Source organism: Bradyrhizobium sp. 956_D2_N1_4, from assembly GCF_052076025.1.
In the GTDB taxonomy this organism is placed as follows: domain Bacteria; phylum Pseudomonadota; class Alphaproteobacteria; order Rhizobiales; family Xanthobacteraceae; genus Bradyrhizobium; species Bradyrhizobium barranii.
Genome location: NZ_CP197237.1, coordinates 4,724,281 through 4,741,127, shown reverse-complemented (window position 1 = coordinate 4,741,127; position 16,847 = coordinate 4,724,281). Strand labels below are relative to the sequence as shown.

General features: G+C 64.4%; 18 protein-coding genes. 6 read left to right on the top strand and 12 right to left on the bottom strand.

The genetic code is table 11. The features are described 5' to 3' along the window. The first annotated feature begins 18 nt into the window (after nt 1–18). Complete coding sequence (locus AB7535_RS22550) at nt 19–1,485, top strand: flavin-containing monooxygenase (protein WP_439036865.1); 1,467 nt, start codon at nt 19–21, stop codon at nt 1,483–1,485. A gap of 17 nt (nt 1,486–1,502) precedes the next feature. Here AB7535_RS22550 and AB7535_RS22545 read toward each other — a convergent pair whose 3' ends face one another. Genes AB7535_RS22545 through AB7535_RS22535 form a run of 3 tightly spaced genes read right to left on the bottom strand, consistent with a single transcriptional unit; the run spans nt 1,503 to nt 3,733 of the window. Beyond that, complete coding sequence (locus AB7535_RS22545) at nt 1,503–2,738, bottom strand: YbfB/YjiJ family MFS transporter (RefSeq protein WP_439036864.1); 1,236 nt, start codon at nt 2,736–2,738, stop codon at nt 1,503–1,505. A gap of 32 nt (nt 2,739–2,770) precedes the next feature. Continuing rightward, on the bottom strand, nt 2,771–3,007 hold the full coding sequence (locus AB7535_RS22540; protein ID WP_354080884.1) for a tautomerase family protein: 237 nt from the start codon (nt 3,005–3,007) through the stop codon (nt 2,771–2,773). Nucleotides 3,008–3,022: 15 nt separating this feature from the next. Then, on the bottom strand, nt 3,023–3,733 hold the full coding sequence (locus AB7535_RS22535; protein ID WP_028154477.1) for an SDR family NAD(P)-dependent oxidoreductase: 711 nt from the start codon (nt 3,731–3,733) through the stop codon (nt 3,023–3,025). 213 nt (nt 3,734–3,946) lie between these two features. On the opposite strand from AB7535_RS22535, the gene AB7535_RS22530 reads away from it, so the two are divergent. Then, nucleotides 3,947–4,870, top strand: coding sequence for a LysR family transcriptional regulator (locus tag AB7535_RS22530; RefSeq protein ID WP_439036863.1), 924 nt, complete (start codon nt 3,947–3,949; stop codon nt 4,868–4,870). Between the two features lie 153 nt (nt 4,871–5,023). Next, nucleotides 5,024–5,179, top strand: coding sequence for a hypothetical protein (locus AB7535_RS22525; protein ID WP_014493894.1), 156 nt, complete (start codon nt 5,024–5,026; stop codon nt 5,177–5,179). A 16-nt stretch (nt 5,180–5,195) separates the two neighbouring features. On the opposite strand, the gene AB7535_RS22520 is transcribed toward AB7535_RS22525, so the two are convergent. Further along, nucleotides 5,196–5,816, bottom strand: coding sequence for a hypothetical protein (locus AB7535_RS22520; protein ID WP_439036862.1), 621 nt, complete (start codon nt 5,814–5,816; stop codon nt 5,196–5,198). Between the two features lie 233 nt (nt 5,817–6,049). On the opposite strand from AB7535_RS22520, the gene AB7535_RS22515 reads away from it, so the two are divergent. Further along, entirely contained in the window at nt 6,050–6,979 is a 930-nt protein-coding gene (locus AB7535_RS22515; RefSeq protein WP_354126549.1) for an aspartyl/asparaginyl beta-hydroxylase domain-containing protein, read from the top strand. Between the two features lie 64 nt (nt 6,980–7,043). On the opposite strand, the gene AB7535_RS22510 is transcribed toward AB7535_RS22515, so the two are convergent. Together AB7535_RS22510 and AB7535_RS22505 are read right to left on the bottom strand one after the other, a co-directional pair. Then, a complete protein-coding gene (locus AB7535_RS22510; protein WP_038957553.1) occupies nt 7,044–7,871 on the bottom strand; it encodes an amino acid kinase family protein in 828 nt (275 codons plus the stop codon). 13 nt (nt 7,872–7,884) lie between these two features. Then, a complete protein-coding gene (locus AB7535_RS22505; protein ID WP_439036861.1) occupies nt 7,885–8,697 on the bottom strand; it encodes an amino acid kinase family protein in 813 nt (270 codons plus the stop codon). A 131-nt stretch (nt 8,698–8,828) separates the two neighbouring features. On the opposite strand from AB7535_RS22505, the gene AB7535_RS22500 reads away from it, so the two are divergent. After that, on the top strand, nt 8,829–9,287 hold the full coding sequence (locus tag AB7535_RS22500) for a YybH family protein (RefSeq protein ID WP_439037358.1): 459 nt from the start codon (nt 8,829–8,831) through the stop codon (nt 9,285–9,287). A gap of 57 nt (nt 9,288–9,344) precedes the next feature. Here the strand turns inward: AB7535_RS22500 and AB7535_RS22495 are convergent, their stop codons facing one another. The 3 genes from AB7535_RS22495 to galE form a co-directional block, all read right to left on the bottom strand. Next, entirely contained in the window at nt 9,345–10,046 is a 702-nt protein-coding gene (locus tag AB7535_RS22495; RefSeq protein ID WP_071912070.1) for a fumarylacetoacetate hydrolase family protein, read from the bottom strand. A 37-nt stretch (nt 10,047–10,083) separates the two neighbouring features. Then, the gene (locus AB7535_RS22490) at nt 10,084–11,886 is read right to left on the bottom strand and encodes an ABC transporter ATP-binding protein (RefSeq protein ID WP_354124014.1); all 1,803 of its coding nucleotides are present in this window, start codon (nt 11,884–11,886) and stop codon (nt 10,084–10,086) included. A gap of 118 nt (nt 11,887–12,004) precedes the next feature. Then, nucleotides 12,005–13,018: a UDP-glucose 4-epimerase GalE gene (galE, locus tag AB7535_RS22485; RefSeq protein WP_028153516.1), complete on the bottom strand. Its 1,014-nt coding sequence runs from the start codon at nt 13,016–13,018 to the stop codon at nt 12,005–12,007. 126 nt (nt 13,019–13,144) lie between these two features. Between galE and AB7535_RS22480 the strand changes: the two genes are divergently transcribed. Further along, a complete protein-coding gene (locus AB7535_RS22480; RefSeq protein ID WP_439036860.1) occupies nt 13,145–14,182 on the top strand; it encodes a glycosyltransferase family 4 protein in 1,038 nt (345 codons plus the stop codon). Nucleotides 14,183–14,401: 219 nt separating this feature from the next. Here the strand turns inward: AB7535_RS22480 and AB7535_RS22475 are convergent, their stop codons facing one another. From AB7535_RS22475 to waaF, 3 genes are all read right to left on the bottom strand, one after another. Next, nucleotides 14,402–14,800: a hypothetical protein gene (locus AB7535_RS22475; protein ID WP_028153514.1), complete on the bottom strand. Its 399-nt coding sequence runs from the start codon at nt 14,798–14,800 to the stop codon at nt 14,402–14,404. A 282-nt stretch (nt 14,801–15,082) separates the two neighbouring features. Beyond that, nucleotides 15,083–15,382, bottom strand: coding sequence for a hypothetical protein (locus AB7535_RS22470; RefSeq protein WP_028153513.1), 300 nt, complete (start codon nt 15,380–15,382; stop codon nt 15,083–15,085). Nucleotides 15,383–15,636: 254 nt separating this feature from the next. Then, complete coding sequence (gene waaF / locus AB7535_RS22465) at nt 15,637–16,686, bottom strand: lipopolysaccharide heptosyltransferase II (RefSeq protein WP_439036859.1); 1,050 nt, start codon at nt 16,684–16,686, stop codon at nt 15,637–15,639. Between the last annotated feature and the right edge of the window lie 161 nt (nt 16,687–16,847).

Here is a 16,847-nt window from a genome sequence, read left to right as displayed (position 1 = left end):
TGTGCCGGGGAGAACGCCATGGCTAAAGCCGCAGAACATTTCGACGTGCTCATCGTCGGTGCCGGCCTGTCCGGCATCGGCGCGGGCTATCATCTTCAGAGCAAGTGCCCGGACAAGAGCTACGTCATCCTCGAAGGCCGCGACTGTATCGGCGGCACCTGGGACCTGTTCCGCTATCCCGGCGTCCGCTCCGACAGCGACATGTTCACGCTCGGCTACTCCTTCAAGCCGTGGACCGATCCGAAGGCAATCGCGGACGGGCCGCAGATCCTGAACTACGTGCTTGAGACAGCAGCCGAGAACGGCATCGAGAAGCACATCCGCTTCCGTCATCGCGTCAAGCGCGCGGCGTGGTCGACGCCGGACGCGCGCTGGACCGTCGAGGCCGGGTGCATTACGGGCGAGGGCGCAACCGAGCTCGTGCGCTTCACCTGCAATTTCCTATTCATGTGCTCGGGCTATTACAAATACGAGGCGGGTTATACGCCGGAGTTCGCGGGCGTGGCGGATTTCGCCGGCCGCATCGTGCATCCGCAGAAATGGACCGAGGACATCGACTACGCGGGAAAACGCGTCGTCGTGATCGGCTCGGGCGCAACCGCGGTGACGCTGGTGCCGGAGCTCGCCAAGAAGGCGGCGCAGGTCACCATGCTCCAGCGCTCGCCGACCTATGTGGTGTCGCGCCCGGCGCAGGACCCCGTGGCCAACAAATTGCGCCGCAATCTGCCGACGCGGCTTGCCTATCATGTCATCCGCTGGCGCAACGTGATGTGGGGGATGTTCTTCTTCCAGCTCAGCCGGCGCCGGCCTGCCAAGGTGAAGGAGCTGGTGCTCAAGGGGGTGCAGATGGCGCTCGGCCCCGACTACGACGTCGCGACCCATTTCACGCCGCGCTACAATCCCTGGGACCAGCGGCTCTGCCTCGTGCCCGACGGCGATCTGTTCAAGGCGATCCGCGAGCAGCGCGCCGCCGTCGTCACCAACGAGATCGACACGTTTACGCGCGACGGCATTCGCCTGAAGGATGGCCGCGAGCTTGCGGCCGACATCATCGTCACCGCGACGGGGCTGGTGCTCCAGGTCGTCGGCGGTCTCGAAATCAGCGTCGACGGCCGCGCCGTCGATTTCGCCAACACGCTGACCTACAAGGGCATGATGTATGCCGACGTGCCGAACATGGCGTCGGCCTTCGGCTACACCAACGCGTCCTGGACGCTGAAATGCGATCTCACCTGCGAATATGTCTGCCGGCTCATCAACTACATGGACCGGCATAATTTCCGGCAATGCATGCCGCACAATGACGACCCTGAAATCACCGCGCAGCCGTCGCTCGATTTCACCTCGGGCTATGTGCAGCGCTCGGTCGCGAAGATGCCAAAGCAGGGCTCGAAGCAGCCATGGCGGCTGTACCAGAACTACGCGCTCGACATCGTCACGTTGCGCTTCGGCAAGATCGACGACGGCGTGATGCAGTATTCCTGACCACGCCGCCGCCCGCTTTATGCCTTGCGCGTGGTGAGCGCGAGCCCAAGATCGATCGCGAGCGCGAGCACCGCGGCGCCGCCGCCAAGTCCGAACAGCACCAGATAGTCGCCGCCGGTCTGCGCGTAGATCCAGGAGAAGCCGTAAGCGGCCGCTGCCTGGAACAGCGCGAAGCTGGTTGTGGCGTGGCTCCATGTCGCGCGCTGCTGCTCGGTCGAGTGCGGCACGAGCTCGTGAATGCGCCCGAGCACCAGCGGTACGATACCGGGTGTGAAGCCGCCGACCACGACGCTCGACACGATCAGCGAAACCGGCGCGGTGCTGACCGTGGGCAGCAGCACGGCGGCCGCCTCGATCAGGAACGCGGCGCGCAAGGCCGGTCCGAATCCCGAACGGTCCCCGAGATGGCCGGTGACGAGCGGGCCGACGATGGCGCCGAGACCGTACAGCACCCAGTAGCGCGAGCCCGCGGCAATGCCCTGGCCGAGGCCACGCGCCACGAAATCGACGATGAAGACCATGTGCGGCACCAGGGCCACCGCGTTGAGGCCATACTGGACCAGAAGCGCGCGGACGGCGGGCGAGGCCTGATGGGACTTCGCGTGATGCGAAGGCGCGGCATCGCTCCTGGCCTCCGCAGGCCAGTTCCACCAGCTCGCGAGCGTGAGCACGGCGGAGAGCGCGCCGAGGCCATACCAGCTCTGCTGCAAGCCCTGTTGCAAGAGCAACGGCACCAGCGTGCCCGATGCAGCGACGCCAAGGCCGACGCCGGCAAAGATCACGCCGCCGACGATGCCGCGCCTCGCGGCCGATACGTGCGGCAGAATGACGGAGGCCGCCAGCACCATGATGATTCCGCCGGTGAGGCCCGACAGAAAGCGCCAGGCGAAAAACCAGGTGAACGACACCGGGGTAGAGCTCGCGAAGAAGGAGAGGGTGGCAAGCAGCATCATCGCCCGCAGCGCGCGGACTGCGCCGATGCGATTGGCCAGGGCGCGTGCCGCGAGCGCGCCGGCGAGATAACCGGCGAGGTTGGCAGCGCCGAGATAAACGACGTCGGATGCGCTGAACCACTTTGCGGCGATCAGCGCCGGGATCAGCGGCGTGTAGGAAAAACGGGCAAGGCCAAGCCCGACCAGTGATGCGGACAATCCCGCCACGGCGTACCGCCAAGCCTGTCGCGAAGTCGATTGCGATCCCGGCCGCTGATGCGGCCGGGCGTGGTGCCCAGTGTTTGCATTGAGTTCGGTCATGTCATCCTCCTGCGCACACAATGGCGCGCGGATCATCCTGTCTTTGCGGCGCGGCGGCGCCGGAAGTCCTGCACGGGCAGGCCGCCCCAGCCCCAATTGTCGGTGTCGACTTCCTCGATCACGACGAAGGTGGACTCGAGCGGCTTGCCGAGCACGTCGAGCAGCAACCGGCTCGATCCCTTGATCAGCGCGGCCTTCTCCTCCGCCGTGAGCGACGCCGCTCCCGGCGTCGTTCCTTCGCGGGTCACTTGAATGGTGACGATCGGCATGGTGTTTCTCCGCGCTCAGTGGCCGGCGCTCTGGCCGCCGTCGACGTGCAGGATCTCGCCGGTGACGAAGCTCGCCTGCTCGAGATAGAGCACGGCACCGACGATGTCGGACATCTCGCCCATGTGGCCGACCGGATGCAGCGCGCCGAGCTGGGCATGCGTCGCAACGGGATGCATCGGCGACTTGATGATGCCGGGCGCCACCGCGTTCACGCGGATGCCGCGCCTGGCGTATTCGATCGCGAGCGACTTGGTCGCGGCATTCAGTCCGCCCTTGCTCAGCGAGGCCAGCACCGACGGCACGTTCGAATTGGCCTGATCGGCCAGGGTGGTCGTGATCTGGACGACGTGACCCGAACCCTGCTTCTCCATCTCCGCAATGGCGAGCTGAGTGATGTGGAAAAAGCCTGCGACGTTGGTGCCCATCACCGCCGCATAGTCCTCGGCCGTGTACTGCGTGAACGGCTTTGCGACGAAGATGCCGGCATTGTTGACCAGCGTATCGACGCGGCCAAAGCGCGCGACGGCCTGCGAGACCACACGTTCGGCGGTGGCCCGGTCGGCGATGTCGCCGGGTACGGCGAGGATGTCATCGTCGCCCGACGGCTTGATGGAACGCGCCGTTGCGACGACGCGATAGTTGCGATCGCGAAAACCCTGGACCAGGGCGGCGCCGATGCCCTGCGATGCACCGGTGATGATGGCGACCTTCTGCTCGATACCCATGACGGACTCCTGTTGTTGGCTTTCAGAACCTGCGCCAGCAGCGGCTGGCCTGCGTGCTGAAGTACGCCGCGGCGGCCCGGCTGCGAATACACGTTGTCCGGCAGACACTGTTACGTGGCGCGAACGAATGCCGGACCGGCCTTTGGCGGCGGTTGTCGCGGCGGGGGCGAACGCCTAGCTTGTCACTGGAATTTGATGGGGCGACGGGTAGGCATGGATCGTCTGGATGCGATGAAGGTGTTCGTCCTTGCGGTGGACGAGGGCAGCTTGGCCGCCGCGGGGCGCAAGCTCGGCCGCTCGCCGGCGGCGGTCAGCCGCGCCATCGCTTTCCTGGAGGAGCGGGTCGGCGTCGAGCTGCTGCACCGGACGACACGATCGATCAAGCTGAGCGAGGAGGGCGAGCGCTATGTTGCGATCTGCCGCCGCGTGCTCACCGAATTGGAGGAGGCCGACGACATCGCGGCCGGTCCGCGCACGGCACCCCGCGGCCTGCTCACGATAACTGCCCCCGTGGTCTCGGGCGAGATGGTGCTGCGGCCGATCCTTGATGCATTTCTCGATGCCTATCCGACGGTGTCGGCGAAGCTCCTGCTGTTCGACCGTTCGGTCAATCTGATCGAGGAGGGTGTCGACATCGCGCTTCGAATCGGGCCTCTCGCGGATTCGGCGATGGTGGCGATGCGGGTCGGCGAGATCAGCCGCGTCGTCGTCGCAGCGCCCCGCTACCTGAAGCAGCACCCGCGCATCGCTGAACCCGGCGATCTCGCCAAGCACCAGATCGTGGCGATGGCGCACCTGCCCAATTCCTGGACCTTTGCGCCACAGGCCGGCTCATCTGCAGCCAGGACAGTCCAGTTCACGCCGCGCCTCGTCGTCAACAGCACCTACGCGGCGGTGGCGTCCGCGGTCGCCGGGCGCGGCGTGGCACGGATGTATTCGTATCAGGTGGCCGAGCAGGTCGGGCGCGGCGAGCTCGAGATCGTGCTGGCCGGCGATGAGGATCCGGAGATGCCCGCGCATTTGATCTGCCCGCAGGGCCGGCTCGCGGTGCCCAAGGTACGGGCCTTCACCGACTTCGCCGTGCCCCGGCTGAAGAAGCACTTTGCGCAGCTCAAGAAGAGCCTCGGTGCACGCTAGACATTGCGGCCGCGCGGCGACTGCCAATGCGTTGTTTTGCGTATACGGCCGCCGGGCTGAATCGGCGATGGTTCTAGAACGGTTAACGCCGATTTAACGGATGAGTCCTAGCCTGTCTCGGCCGGGGTTACTCGCAAGGCCGAGGTGAGCCCAATGGAAGCCCAGAAGATTGCGGTCGACGCCGTCGTCGCGCTGACCGATTGCGACCGCGACGCCGTCATCGCCTTCATCCGCCGGCTCTATCTCGCCGGAGTCACCGACCCCAAGCGCCTCACGTTCAAAGGCCTGCAGGCGCTGTCGCGGGCTTGATCGGACATAATCGAATCTACTTGATGGTCGGATCGCTGATCCGGATCGAGGTGACGCGGTCCTGCCTCACCTCGAATGAGAAGGGCCATGGCTCGTAATTCCAGAGCTCGGTCTTCTCCAACCCGCTCGGCCCGACGTGGAATGGGCCGCCGAACTGCGCCATCAGTTTGTCGGTGCTGTCGCCGAGATTGACCCGGTTGAAGCTGTAGGCGGCGACCGGTGCCTCGCCGCTGATCTGGAGCGCGACGGTGCGGTTCGCTTTCACGATGGCGGCAAGATAGGGAAACTCGCCGGTCTTGCCGAGGAAGTAGACATAGGCCGTCGCGTTGTTCGGTTGCGGCAGCTTGCGGTGCGGCTCGCCGAGCACGGCCTTGAGCGAGGTCTCCGAGATGCCGACGCCGAGCGCACCCATGCGCTGGCAGGCAAAGCTAAGCACGTCGGGATCGGGCGGGGTGATGCGCTTACCGGCTTCGACCTTGCAGGCGAATGTCTGCCCGACCCGTAGCCACTGGCCGCGCAGCTCCGGATCCGGAGGCTTGCCGCCTTGGGGTGACGGCGAAGTGCCTTGGCCGTTCACGGGTGCGAATATTCCAAGCAGAACCAGCGCGAGCGCGGAGCCCGCCAACGACCGCCACATCCCCAAGACGCACCCCGATTTTCCAACCCTGGAACCAGGATAGCACGCCGCAAACCGACCGCAACGCGGGGATTGGCGGCGGGTCAGCTACGATTTCAAATTGTGCGCGGCACGGCCCAAGACGGCCCAATCACAACCTGCGGAACAGCCTCAGGATGCACGCCAATATCTTGCAGCTCGGGCCGGGTCGGAGTAGATCACGTCCCCGGCTGGGTCACTCGGGATTTGGGGAAATGCTGAAACAGCTTTTTGCGCCGCAACTTGTCATTCTCTATGTGCTCGCGGCTTCGACCATTTACGTTCACTTCCGCGGCAAGCAGCGACTGCGCTTCGCGCGCCAGCTCGGCGATCACTCGACCTATCTCGCGCCCTACAACGTGCTGATGTATGCGGGCTCGGCCGTGCCGAACAAGCCGGTGATCCCGGTCGAGCAGTTTCCGGAGCTGAAGCCGCTCAGCGAGAATTGGGAGACCATTCGCGACGAGGCGGTGCGCCTGTTCGACGAAGGCTTCATTCGGGCCGCGGCGAAGAACAACGACTGGGGCTTCTACTCGTTCTTCAAGAGTGGCTGGAAGCGGTTTTACCTGAAATGGTATGACGACTTCCTGCCGTCGGCGAACACGCTGTGCCCGAAGACGGTGGAGCTGCTCAAATCGATCCCGAGCGTGCACGGCGCGATGTTCGCGATGCTGCCGCCGGGCGGCAAGCTTGGCGCGCACCGCGATCCGTTCGCCGGCTCGCTGCGTTATCACCTCGGCCTCGTCACGCCGAACTCGAACAAGTGCCGCATCCTCGTCGACGGCGTCGAATGCGTCTGGCGCGACGGCGAGGCCTTCATGTTCGACGAGACCTTCATCCACAGCGCGGAGAATGCGACCGACGTCAACCGCATCATCCTGTTCTGCGACGTCGAGCGCCCGATGAAGTACGGCTTCATGACCGCGATCAACCGCTGGGTCAGCCATCATATCGTCAAGGCCTCCGCGACCCAGAACGTGGACGGCGAGAGCGTCGGCGTGCTCAACAAGGTATTCGGCAAGCTCTACGAAATCCATCTCGGCAGCCGCAAGGTCAAGGAGTGGAACCGCAACGTCTACTACACGCTGAAATATTCGCTGACGGCGCTGATCCTCGGTCTCATCGTGATATCGGCGCTGCGCTAATCCGCCCTACGAAAAACCCCGGAGCAGGCTCCGGGGTTTTGTTTTTGCGGACGTTGCTGCGGCCTCACACCGGCTTGGCGCCGGTATTGATGATCGACCCCACATGCTGCCCGCGCAGCGCCGCCGCGATCCGGCCGGGAACGAGACCGTTGACGACCTGCACGCGCGTGATGTGCCGCGCGTTGGCCATCACCTCGAGCAGCGCGGGATCGAACGGCAGTGTGCCCTTCAGCTTCGCAAGATCGGCAAAGCTCGTCTCTTTCAGCAGCTCGGCCTTCTTGCCATCCGCGCCATTGGGATCGGTCGTGTAGACGCCGTCAACGTCCTCCACGATCGTGAGCCCGGCAGCGCCAAGCGCGTCGGCGAGCAGGAAGGCGCCGGTATCGGCCCGATGCAGCGGGATGCGCGCGGTCGGGAATTCATGATGGTGGTAGGGCGGGAACGCGCTGCCGACGACAGCGCGCGCCGCCTGGAGGTGAATGGCGAGCTGGCTCGCGATGGTCGGGTGCTCGACATAGGAGACACCCTCCGGTGCGAGCAGGCTTGCCAGGATGTGGCCGTTCTGACCGGCCTCGCTGGCGGCGAGCGGTGCGAGCGAACCCACGGGAAGGCCGAGATCGAGGCCGACGCTGTAGAGATGGCGGGCGCGGATGCCGGCGCCGGTCAGGATGAGCAGGCGATGCTCCGGCAAGAGCGACCGCAGCTCGTCGACGAGCGGGAGGATCGCTTCGTGACCGCGGTCCATGATGCGGCCGCCGATCTTGATGACCTGCAGCCAGGGCAGCAGCTTGATCGGGCGGTTGCCGGCAACGGGGCGGGTGAGATCGCTGTCGAGCAGAGTCTGGCGCGCGAGCGGCGAGGCGACGTGCTTGATCTGGTTGGTATCAGCCATGACGGTGCTCTCTTCAGCTCGCGGTGATGATGGTGCCGACATGCTCGCCCGCAAGCGCGCGGGTGAGATTGCCGGGGACGAGGCCGTTGATGATCTGCACCTGCCGGACATGGCGCGCCGAGGTGAGGAGATCGAGCACCGGGAATTCCAGGATGGAGTCCTGCAGGCCCTTGGCCTTCATCTCCGCCACAGAGATTTTCGGGATGAAGGTGGCGTTCTTCGACGTCTTGGGGTTCGCGGTGTAGAGGCCGTTCTCGTCCTTCACATAGATCATCGCCTTGCAGCCGAACTGTTCGGCGACGAGGAAGCATCCGGCATCGGTGCGATAGGGCGGGATCACGCCCTCGGCCGCGGGCCGCATCCACAGACTATAGGGCGGCATGCCGCTGAAGATCACCGCGTTCACCTCGGCGAGGAACAGCGGCACGGACGACAGCCCGGCGCTGGAGACGGCGGAGATGCCGTGCTTGGCCAGCAGCTGCCCGAGCATCGCGGCGTTCTGGTCGGCGACGGAAGCGCCGAGCTGCGACAGCACGCCGGCGGGCAGGCGGAGCCCGGCCGCGATCGAATACAGATGCCGCGCACGGGTACCGGCACCGGTGCCGATCAGGAGCTTGTGGGCCTTGCGGGCGGCGACGATCTCTTCGACGATTGGATAGACCGCGGCACGGCCGCGATCGATCATGCTCTGGCCGCCGATCTTGATGACAGTTGCCTCGGGGAGGATGCGGAAGTCCGCTGCCTTTTCCGCTGCGGCCAGAAGCTGCGGGTCGGTGAGCGAGCGCTGCATCAGCAGCCCCTCGAGCTCCGTGATCGTGTTCGACATCCGAGACATCCTCTCGTTTTCTGATGCAGTCTCTGCGGCGGACCCTTCAGCCTCGACCGCGAATCTTGCCGCACACTTCAGTCCATGGCAACAAGGTCGCCGCGATTTAGCGGCCAAACATGGAGCAGGCAATGGCCCCGTTGCCACTTGCGAACACCGAGATCGTGCAGTTCTTCCGCGAGTGGTTGGATACCTTCTCAGCCTGTGTCCGGGAGGTCGACTACGCTTCGGCGCGGCCGCTCTTTCATCCGGACGTGCTCGCCTTCGGCACGCATAACGATGTCATCCCCGGCCTCGACCAATGGGTCTCGTCCCAATGGAACAACGTCTGGCCGAGGACGACCGACTTCCGCTTCGTCCTTGATCAGGTCTCGATCCTGGCATCCCCCGACGGCACGATGGCGACGGTGGTCGCGCCGTGGACGAGCACGGGCTACCATCCCGATGGCAGCGCGTTTCCTCGCCCCGGCCGTGCGACGATGGTGTTTTCAAAAAATGGCGACAGCTGGCTGTGCGTGCATTCGCACATGTCGCTCAATCGCGGTGTGCCGCAGGCAAGCCACGCCAATCGGCCGGTGAAGGCCTGGTAGAAATGCAAAAGGCCCCGGACGTGTCCGGGGCCTTTCGATTTCCAGATGTCATTCAGCCTATTCCGGCTGGCCGATCGAGACCTTCAGCGTGCCGACGCCGTCGACGCCGCATTCGAGCTTGTCGCCGGGCTGGAGCTGCGACACGCCGGCCGGCGTGCCCGTCATGATGATGTCGCCTGCGGCGAGCTTCACCTGCTGGGAGAGCTGCCAGATGATCTCGGGCACGTTCCAGATCAGCTCGGTGAGATCGCCCTTCTGGGCTTCCTTGCCGTTGACGGTCAGCCAGATCTTGCCTTTGGCGGGATGGCCGATCTTCGAGGCCGGCTGCACTGCGGAGCAGGGGGCGGAGCCGTCGAACGACTTGCCGATTTCCCACGGACGCTCCTTCTTGCGCGAGGCGATCTGGAGGTCGCGGCGGGTGAGGTCGATGCCGACGGCATAGCCGTAGACGTGGTCCAGCGCCTTGTCGGCGGGGATGTTGAGGCCGCCGCTCTTCATCGCGACGATCAGCTCGACCTCGTGATGCAGATCCTTGGTCAGCGGCGGATAGGGAATGGTGGCGCCGTCGGGCACCAGCATGTCGGCGTGCTTGGCGAAGAAGAACGGCGGGGCGCGCTCGTCGTTGCCCATCTCGCGGATGTGCTCGAGATAGTTGCGGCCGACGCACCAGATGCGGCGCACCGGGTAACGGCCGCTCTCCCCGACGACGGGAAGCGAAGCCTGGGGCGGAAGCGGGATGACGTAGGAGGCGGCGTTCATGGAGCGATCTCGCTGCTCTTGAGGTTGATGAGGAACTCTATGCGGTTGCGCTGATCGGCGCCAGAGCGCCGGCGTCGTGGTGTTGCAGGCGGAAGAACGAGGCGTAGCGGCCGGAGCGGCGGAGCAATTCGTCATGCCGGCCCTGCTCGACGATCTCGCCGCCCTCGACCACCAGGATCGCATCGGCGTGCATGATGGTATGCAGGCGGTGCGCGATCACGATGGTGGTGCGGTTCTGGCAGAGATGCTCGATCGCCTCCTGCACCTGCCGCTCGGACTCGGAATCAAGCGCGGCGGTGGCCTCGTCCAGCAGGATGATCGGCGCGTTCTTGATCAGCGCGCGCGCCACCGCGATGCGCTGGCGCTGGCCACCGGAAAGCTGCGTGCCGTGCTCGCCGACCGGCGTGTCGTAGCCGAGCGGGAAGCTCATGATGAAATCATGCGCGCAGGCGGCTTTCGCAGCATCAATGATTTGCTCTTCGCTCGCGCCGGGTTTGCCGAAAGCGATGTTGCTGCGGATGGTGTCGCGGAACAGATACACGTCCTGGCCGACATAGGCGGTCTGCGCGCGCAGCGATTTGCGCGAGATCGCGCCGATCGACTGACCGTCGATCACGATGTCGCCTTGCGTCACCTCGTAGAAGCGCAGTAGCAGCCCCAGCACGGTCGATTTGCCGCCGCCGGAGGGGCCGACCAGCGCGGTGACTTTTCCGGGCTCGGCAACGAAGGACATGCGGTTGAGGACGGTCTCGCCGGTCCGGTAGGAGAAGCTGACGTCGCGCAGCTCGATCTTCGCTTCGGACAGCTTCAGCGCTGGCTTGTCGTCGTCGGAATGTTCGCTCGCCGGGCTGTCGACGACCTCGAGCAGCATGCGCGCGCCGACGAGCTGGCTGTTCAGGTCGATGTTGAGCCGCGCCAGCCGCTTGGCCGGCTCGGTCGCCATCAGGAACGCGGTCATGAAGGAGAAGAACGCGCCGGGCGTGGCGTTGAGCGCAACCACGCTGTAGCCGCCATAGAGCAGGCAGCCGGCGACCGCGAAGCCGCCCAGCATCTCCATCAGCGGGTTGGAGCGGTTGGCGACGCGGGCCATCTTGTTGGCATTGCGCTCGACGATCGCGATGTTCTCGTCGATGCGCTTCTGCATGGTGTCTTCGAGCGTGAATGCCTTCACCGTGCGGATGCCCTGGAGCGATTCCTGCATCGTCTCCAAGATGTCTGCGGTGCCGGTGAACTGGTTGAAGGCGAGGCCCTTGATGCGCTTGACCAGCTTGCGCAGCACCAGCATCGCCGGCGGCACCACGACGAGGCCGATGAACGACATCACCGGGTCCTGCCACACCATCACGCCGATCATCGCGAGCAGCATCATGAGGTCGCGGCCGACGGCGTTGACCAGCATGTTGAGCACGTCGGTGATGGATTTGGCGCCGGCGGTCAGCCGCGCCAGGAATTCAGACGAATGCCGTTCGGAGAAGAAACCGACGCTCTCACGCATCAGCTTGGCGAACAGCTGGCGCTGGTTGGTGGCGAGGATCGCGTTGGAGATCTTGGTCAGGATCACCATGTGGCCGTAGGTCGCCACGCCCTTGATGAAGAGCAGGATCACCGTGATGCCCGAGAACATCGCGATGCCCGGGATGTTCTTGTCGACATAGGCCTGGTTGATGACCTGGCCGAGCACGTAGGTCGCGCCCGCGGTCGATCCGGCGGCAAGCGCCATCAGCGCGAAGGCGACGAGGTAACGCCGCCAGTAGATGATCCCCTGTTCCGTGACCAGGCGGCGAATCAGGATTGCCGCCGTATAGGGATCGTCGGTGATTTTCTTTGGAAACTGGGCCATCCGGTGTCCATTGACGGGGCAAGGAAAAGCCTGCCCGCGCGTCAGGGATCGAAGGGCCTCTGTGCCCGCTAAAGCCGCGCTTTTCAAGCCCAATTAAGGGCTTGCGCTGGGATGGAATCTAGGCCGAGACGGCGTGGCGGAGCTCGCCATGGCGCTCGCGGAACAACTTGTCCTCCCAGGCCAGCGCGTGGGCCGCGATGGTCTCGAGGTCGTCGTATTGCGGCTTCCAGTCGAGCAGGCCGCGGATGCGGCTGGTGTCGGCGACCATGGTCATGATGTCGCCGGGCCGGCGCGGGGCGTATTGCACGGCGAAGCTGCGCCCCGAAACCCGGCGCACCGCGTCGATGGTTTCCAGCACCGAATAGCCGCGGCCATAGCCGCAATTGAGCGTGGTTGAGGCGCCGCCATTGCGCAGGTAAGCGAGTGCCGAGCGATGGGCCTGCGAGAGGTCCGAGACGTGGATGAAATCGCGGATGCAGCTGCCGTCCTGGGTCGGATAGTCGGTGCCGAACACGTCGATCTTGGCGCGCTGGCCGGTCGCGGCCTCGACCGCGATCTTGAGCAGATGCGTGGCGCCGACGGTGGCCAGCCCGATGCGCGCCTGCGGATCGGCACCGGCGACGTTGAAGTAGCGCAAGGTCACGTATTGCATGCCATAGGCGGCGGCGACGTCGTGCAGCATGATCTCGGTCATCAGCTTCGACGAGCCGTAGGGCGACAGCGGTCGCGTCGGCGCGTGCTCGGGCACCGGCACCAGGTCCGGATTGCCGTAGACAGCTGCGGTCGAGGAGAAGATGAAGCGGCTGATGCCGCGCTTGACCGCGACGTTGAGCAAATTGCGCGCGGTCATGAAATTGTTGCGGTAGTAGCCGAGCGGATCGCGCATCGACTCCGGCACGACGACGGAGCCCGCGAAATGGATGATGCTCTCGATGTTGTGCTGGGCGATCACGCCTTCGACCAGGTTCTCGTCGCCGGCATCGCCAATGAACAGCGGCACGCCCTCGGGCAGATAGGCGGAGAAACCGGTGGAGAGATCGTCGATCACGACGACGTCCTCGCCGGCTTCCGCCAGCGCCAGGACCGTGTGACTTCCGATATAGCCGGCGCCGCCGGTGACTAGCACAGTCATGATCTCACCCGTCTTCGATCAACGCGCCACGTTAACGTTTGCGCGGTGAAGAGGGGGTTTCGGCAGCCCTGAACTGGTCACTATGCTTAATGTTGCGTATAGGGGGCTTCCGTAACGGAGCATGACGTGGCGAATTCCCCCGGCGATCTCGAAGTGATCGTGCCAAATTTGCACAGGCGCTATTCCGGGGTCACCGCGACCAACCGGATGGTGGCGCCACGGCTGGCAAAGCTCTATCGCGCGGCGTGGTTCGGCTCGGATGCGCCGGAGGGGATTTCGCTACTGAGCGCTGCCGATTTCCTCAGGCTATGGGGCCGCAAGACGCCATTGATTTGGCATGCGCGGCGCAACAACGAGATGATCGCAGGCGTGCTCCTGCGCGCGCTCGGCTGGCCGCTCAAACTCGTGTTCACGTCGGCCGCGCAGCGCCATCACAGCTGGATCACGCGCTGGCTGATCCGGCGCATGGACGCGATCATCGCGACATCAGACATCTCGGCCTCGTTCCTGAAGGTGAAGGCGACGGTGATCCCGCATGGCGTCGACACTGATGTCTATGCGCCGCCAAACGATCGCGCCGCGGCCTTCGCGGAAGCCGCGCTGCCGGGCCGCTACGCGATCGGCTGCTTCGGCCGGGTGCGCGCGCAGAAGGGCACCGATGTGTTCGTCGATGCGATGTGTCGCCTGCTGCCGCGCTATCCTGACTTCACTGCAATCGTCGTCGGACAGGTCACGCCGGAGCAGACTCCCTTTGCGAACGATCTGAAGAAGCGGATCGAGGCCGCCGGCCTGCAGTCGCGCATCGTCATCACCGGTGAACTGCCGATCGAAGCGGTGCAGCGCTGGTATCAGCGGCTGACGATCTACGCCTTCACCTCGCGCAACGAAGGTTTTGGTTTGACGCTGATCGAGGCGATGGCGGCCGGCAGCGCGCTCGTCGCCGCGCGCGCCGGTGCGGCCGCGCTCGTGGTCGAGGACGGCTCGACAGGTGTGCTGATCCCGACTGGTGACGCTGATGCGTTGGCCGCCGCGCTCGAACCGCTGATGCGCGACCCGGACGCCGCGCTCGCCATGGGCGCGCGGGGGCGGGCACGGGTGCTGGCGAAGTTCAGCCTCGATGCCGAAGCGGCGCGGATCGGCGACGTTTATCGTCCTCTGCTCTGAACTGCCGTTTTCGCGACCGCAAACAAAAATCTCGAAAACAACCCCATGCAAAGTAGCCGGTGCCAGCGGAATCAACGGGTTAACGGCCGGTGCGATGCGTTGCGGATTTTACGAGGCCGTTTGACACGTCGGGCAAAACAGCGGCACGATGTCATCATCGGCCGCAGTTGCGATACCCGGATCATCCATCCAGGTTCCTTCAAACCGTCGCGGTCGACTTCACATTGGGCAGCGCACATACGGCATTTGCACTGGCACCGGCTCCTTGGAGCTGAGTGTGATATTATTCTCTCCGGAGAATGTCAGGTCGAATGCGACGTCTGAAATCGCGACGCCGTCCGAGCACGACGCGATTATTCGCATATTCGGCCCGTCATCGCGCAACGATTTGACCGTGCATTTTTCAAATGTGCCGGTTACTTGCCTTCCCTGGACGATTAAACCGCCCGCGTGGAGATCAGCATCTTTCTTGAAGGCAAGCCTGTTGTTCTCTTTCGTGAATATTTGGCCACAGGCCGAGGCGTCGATTGTCCAAGCTCCGTTCAAATCCGCAGCCTGAATCGAGGCCGATTGCGTCACGAGAAGTACCAACGTCACCAAAGGATTGAAGGTCCTCATGAAACTCTCCGACTAAATGGTCAATACTGCCAAATCAGCCTCTTCGACGCCGATGGGGGCGCAGCAAGACGCGCCCCTTCGTATCGGTCTTGAGCAGTATTTGGGTGCGGCGAACTGGCGAAGCTGTTGTTGATCTAAGTCAATAGGCTCTGCAGAGCGCTCGTCTGCTTGAGGCAAAGCGCAGCGTAGCGCGATGACGAGTGCGATCTGTCAGAGCTGGAAAGGCCGCCGCATTTGTCCGGCGGCCTCCGCGCTTGAGTGGCTTGCGGGGCGGCGCCCCAGCTAGAGATCGATGCTAACGGCGATGTTGCGGCCCTGTAATTGGGAAATCTTCATTCCGTCAGCCTGCACTTGCGCGAACTCCGGGTCGTTTGCCACGGCTTCCTGCACTTTGCCGTAAACTTCCCAATTGGAATAGCGCGTCGCAACCAGCAACTCTCCTGCCCACTGGCCAGTGTGGAAGCGGGAGAGCCGAAGAAATTCGGCGCCGTGTTTCTCAAAGATTTTCTTCGCCTGCCTGACGATCTTGATCATTTCCTCGGGCTTGTCGGTCTTGAAGCGAGTGAATTGAACGATCGGCATGGGGCTACCTCCATAACTGTGTAAAATGTCCAAGAGGCATGTATCGAGCGACGTTTGAGGAGCGAACCTCTTGTTCGAATCTCGATGAAGATTCGTCTTTGTCGACGTGATCTTGGTTCAGCCTTCACAAGCGGCAGCGACGCAGCCTTATCCCGCGAATGAACTGACAACGTCACTGACTAAAGCTGGCGGACGGAAAGACCTGCTGTTGGATTCGCTGCCAGTTGCCCGACCAACGCATGGCGTCAATGAGTTCACACTCCGAGCACCCGCTGCGCGATCGCCACCACCTCGCTCGCCGCGATATCCCGCATGCAGCGGTGGTCGTTCATCTTGCAGATCGTGCTCTGGCAGGGCTGGCATGAGAGCACGCTTTTGTCCTGGACCACGGTCGCGGCGAGGCCGTTGAGGGGGGCCCAGAGATAGGGGCTGGTCGGGCCGAAGATGCCCATGGTGGGTGTGCCGAGCGCGGCTGCGATATGCATCAGGCCGGAATCGTTGGAGATGGCGACGCCGGCCGCGGCCATCGCCAGCACGCCGTTCCGCAGATCGTTGCCGGTGAGGTCCCGCACGCCCGGACCGCCCGCGGCGACGATCTCCTGGGCGAGGCCCTTTTCGGCGGGGCCGCCAACCACCCAGACCTCCAGGCCGCGCTCGGCCAGCAGGCGGGCAGCCTCCGGATAGTAGGTCCAGCGCTTTGAGGCGCCGACTGAGCCGGGAGCCAGCGCGACCGCCGCCCCGGCGCTGAGGCCATTGGCCTGCCGCCAGCGGACGATGTCCTCGGCCGGGACCCGCAATTGCGGCACCGGCCATTCCGCGGGCAGGGGGGCGCCATCGGGTTGGGCCAGGGCGGCGTTCTTGTCGATGAAGCGGGGCAGCTTCTTCTCGCCCCAGCGCCAGCGGTTGAGCAGGCCGAACCGGAACTCGCCGACGAAGCCGACCCTTTCCGGAATCCTGGCCAGCGCGGGCGCGATGGCCGCCTTCCAGGTCCGGGGCAGCACCAGGGCTGTCCCGTAATTCCGCTCGCGCAGGAGCTTCGCCAGGCCGAACTGGCGGCCAACGGCGAGCCGGCTGCGCGGCAGGTCCCACACGATGCCATCGCGCACGCCGGGCATGTAATCGACCAGGGGGGCGCAGAGGGAGGTGGTGAGGAGATCGACCGGCCGGTTGGGCCAGCGCTCGTTCAGGACCCGGACAACGGTGTGATTCCGGACGAAATCGCCGATCCACATATAGGGGACGATCAGGATCGGGCGTGTGTCGCCCCGATCTGCATCTCGACCAAATTGCGAATCTTGATTCATTCGTTAATAGGACCGGGAACGTGCTGATGTGGCGGTTCGGTTACCCGCTCCGGACCTGCAGGTAAAGCGGGGACAGCGCCGATCCCAAAACCGCTTACACTTTGGCGGATCATGCGCTAGGGCAGGACCGGGCCGTGAAAATCGGGCAGGGCAAAACCTGG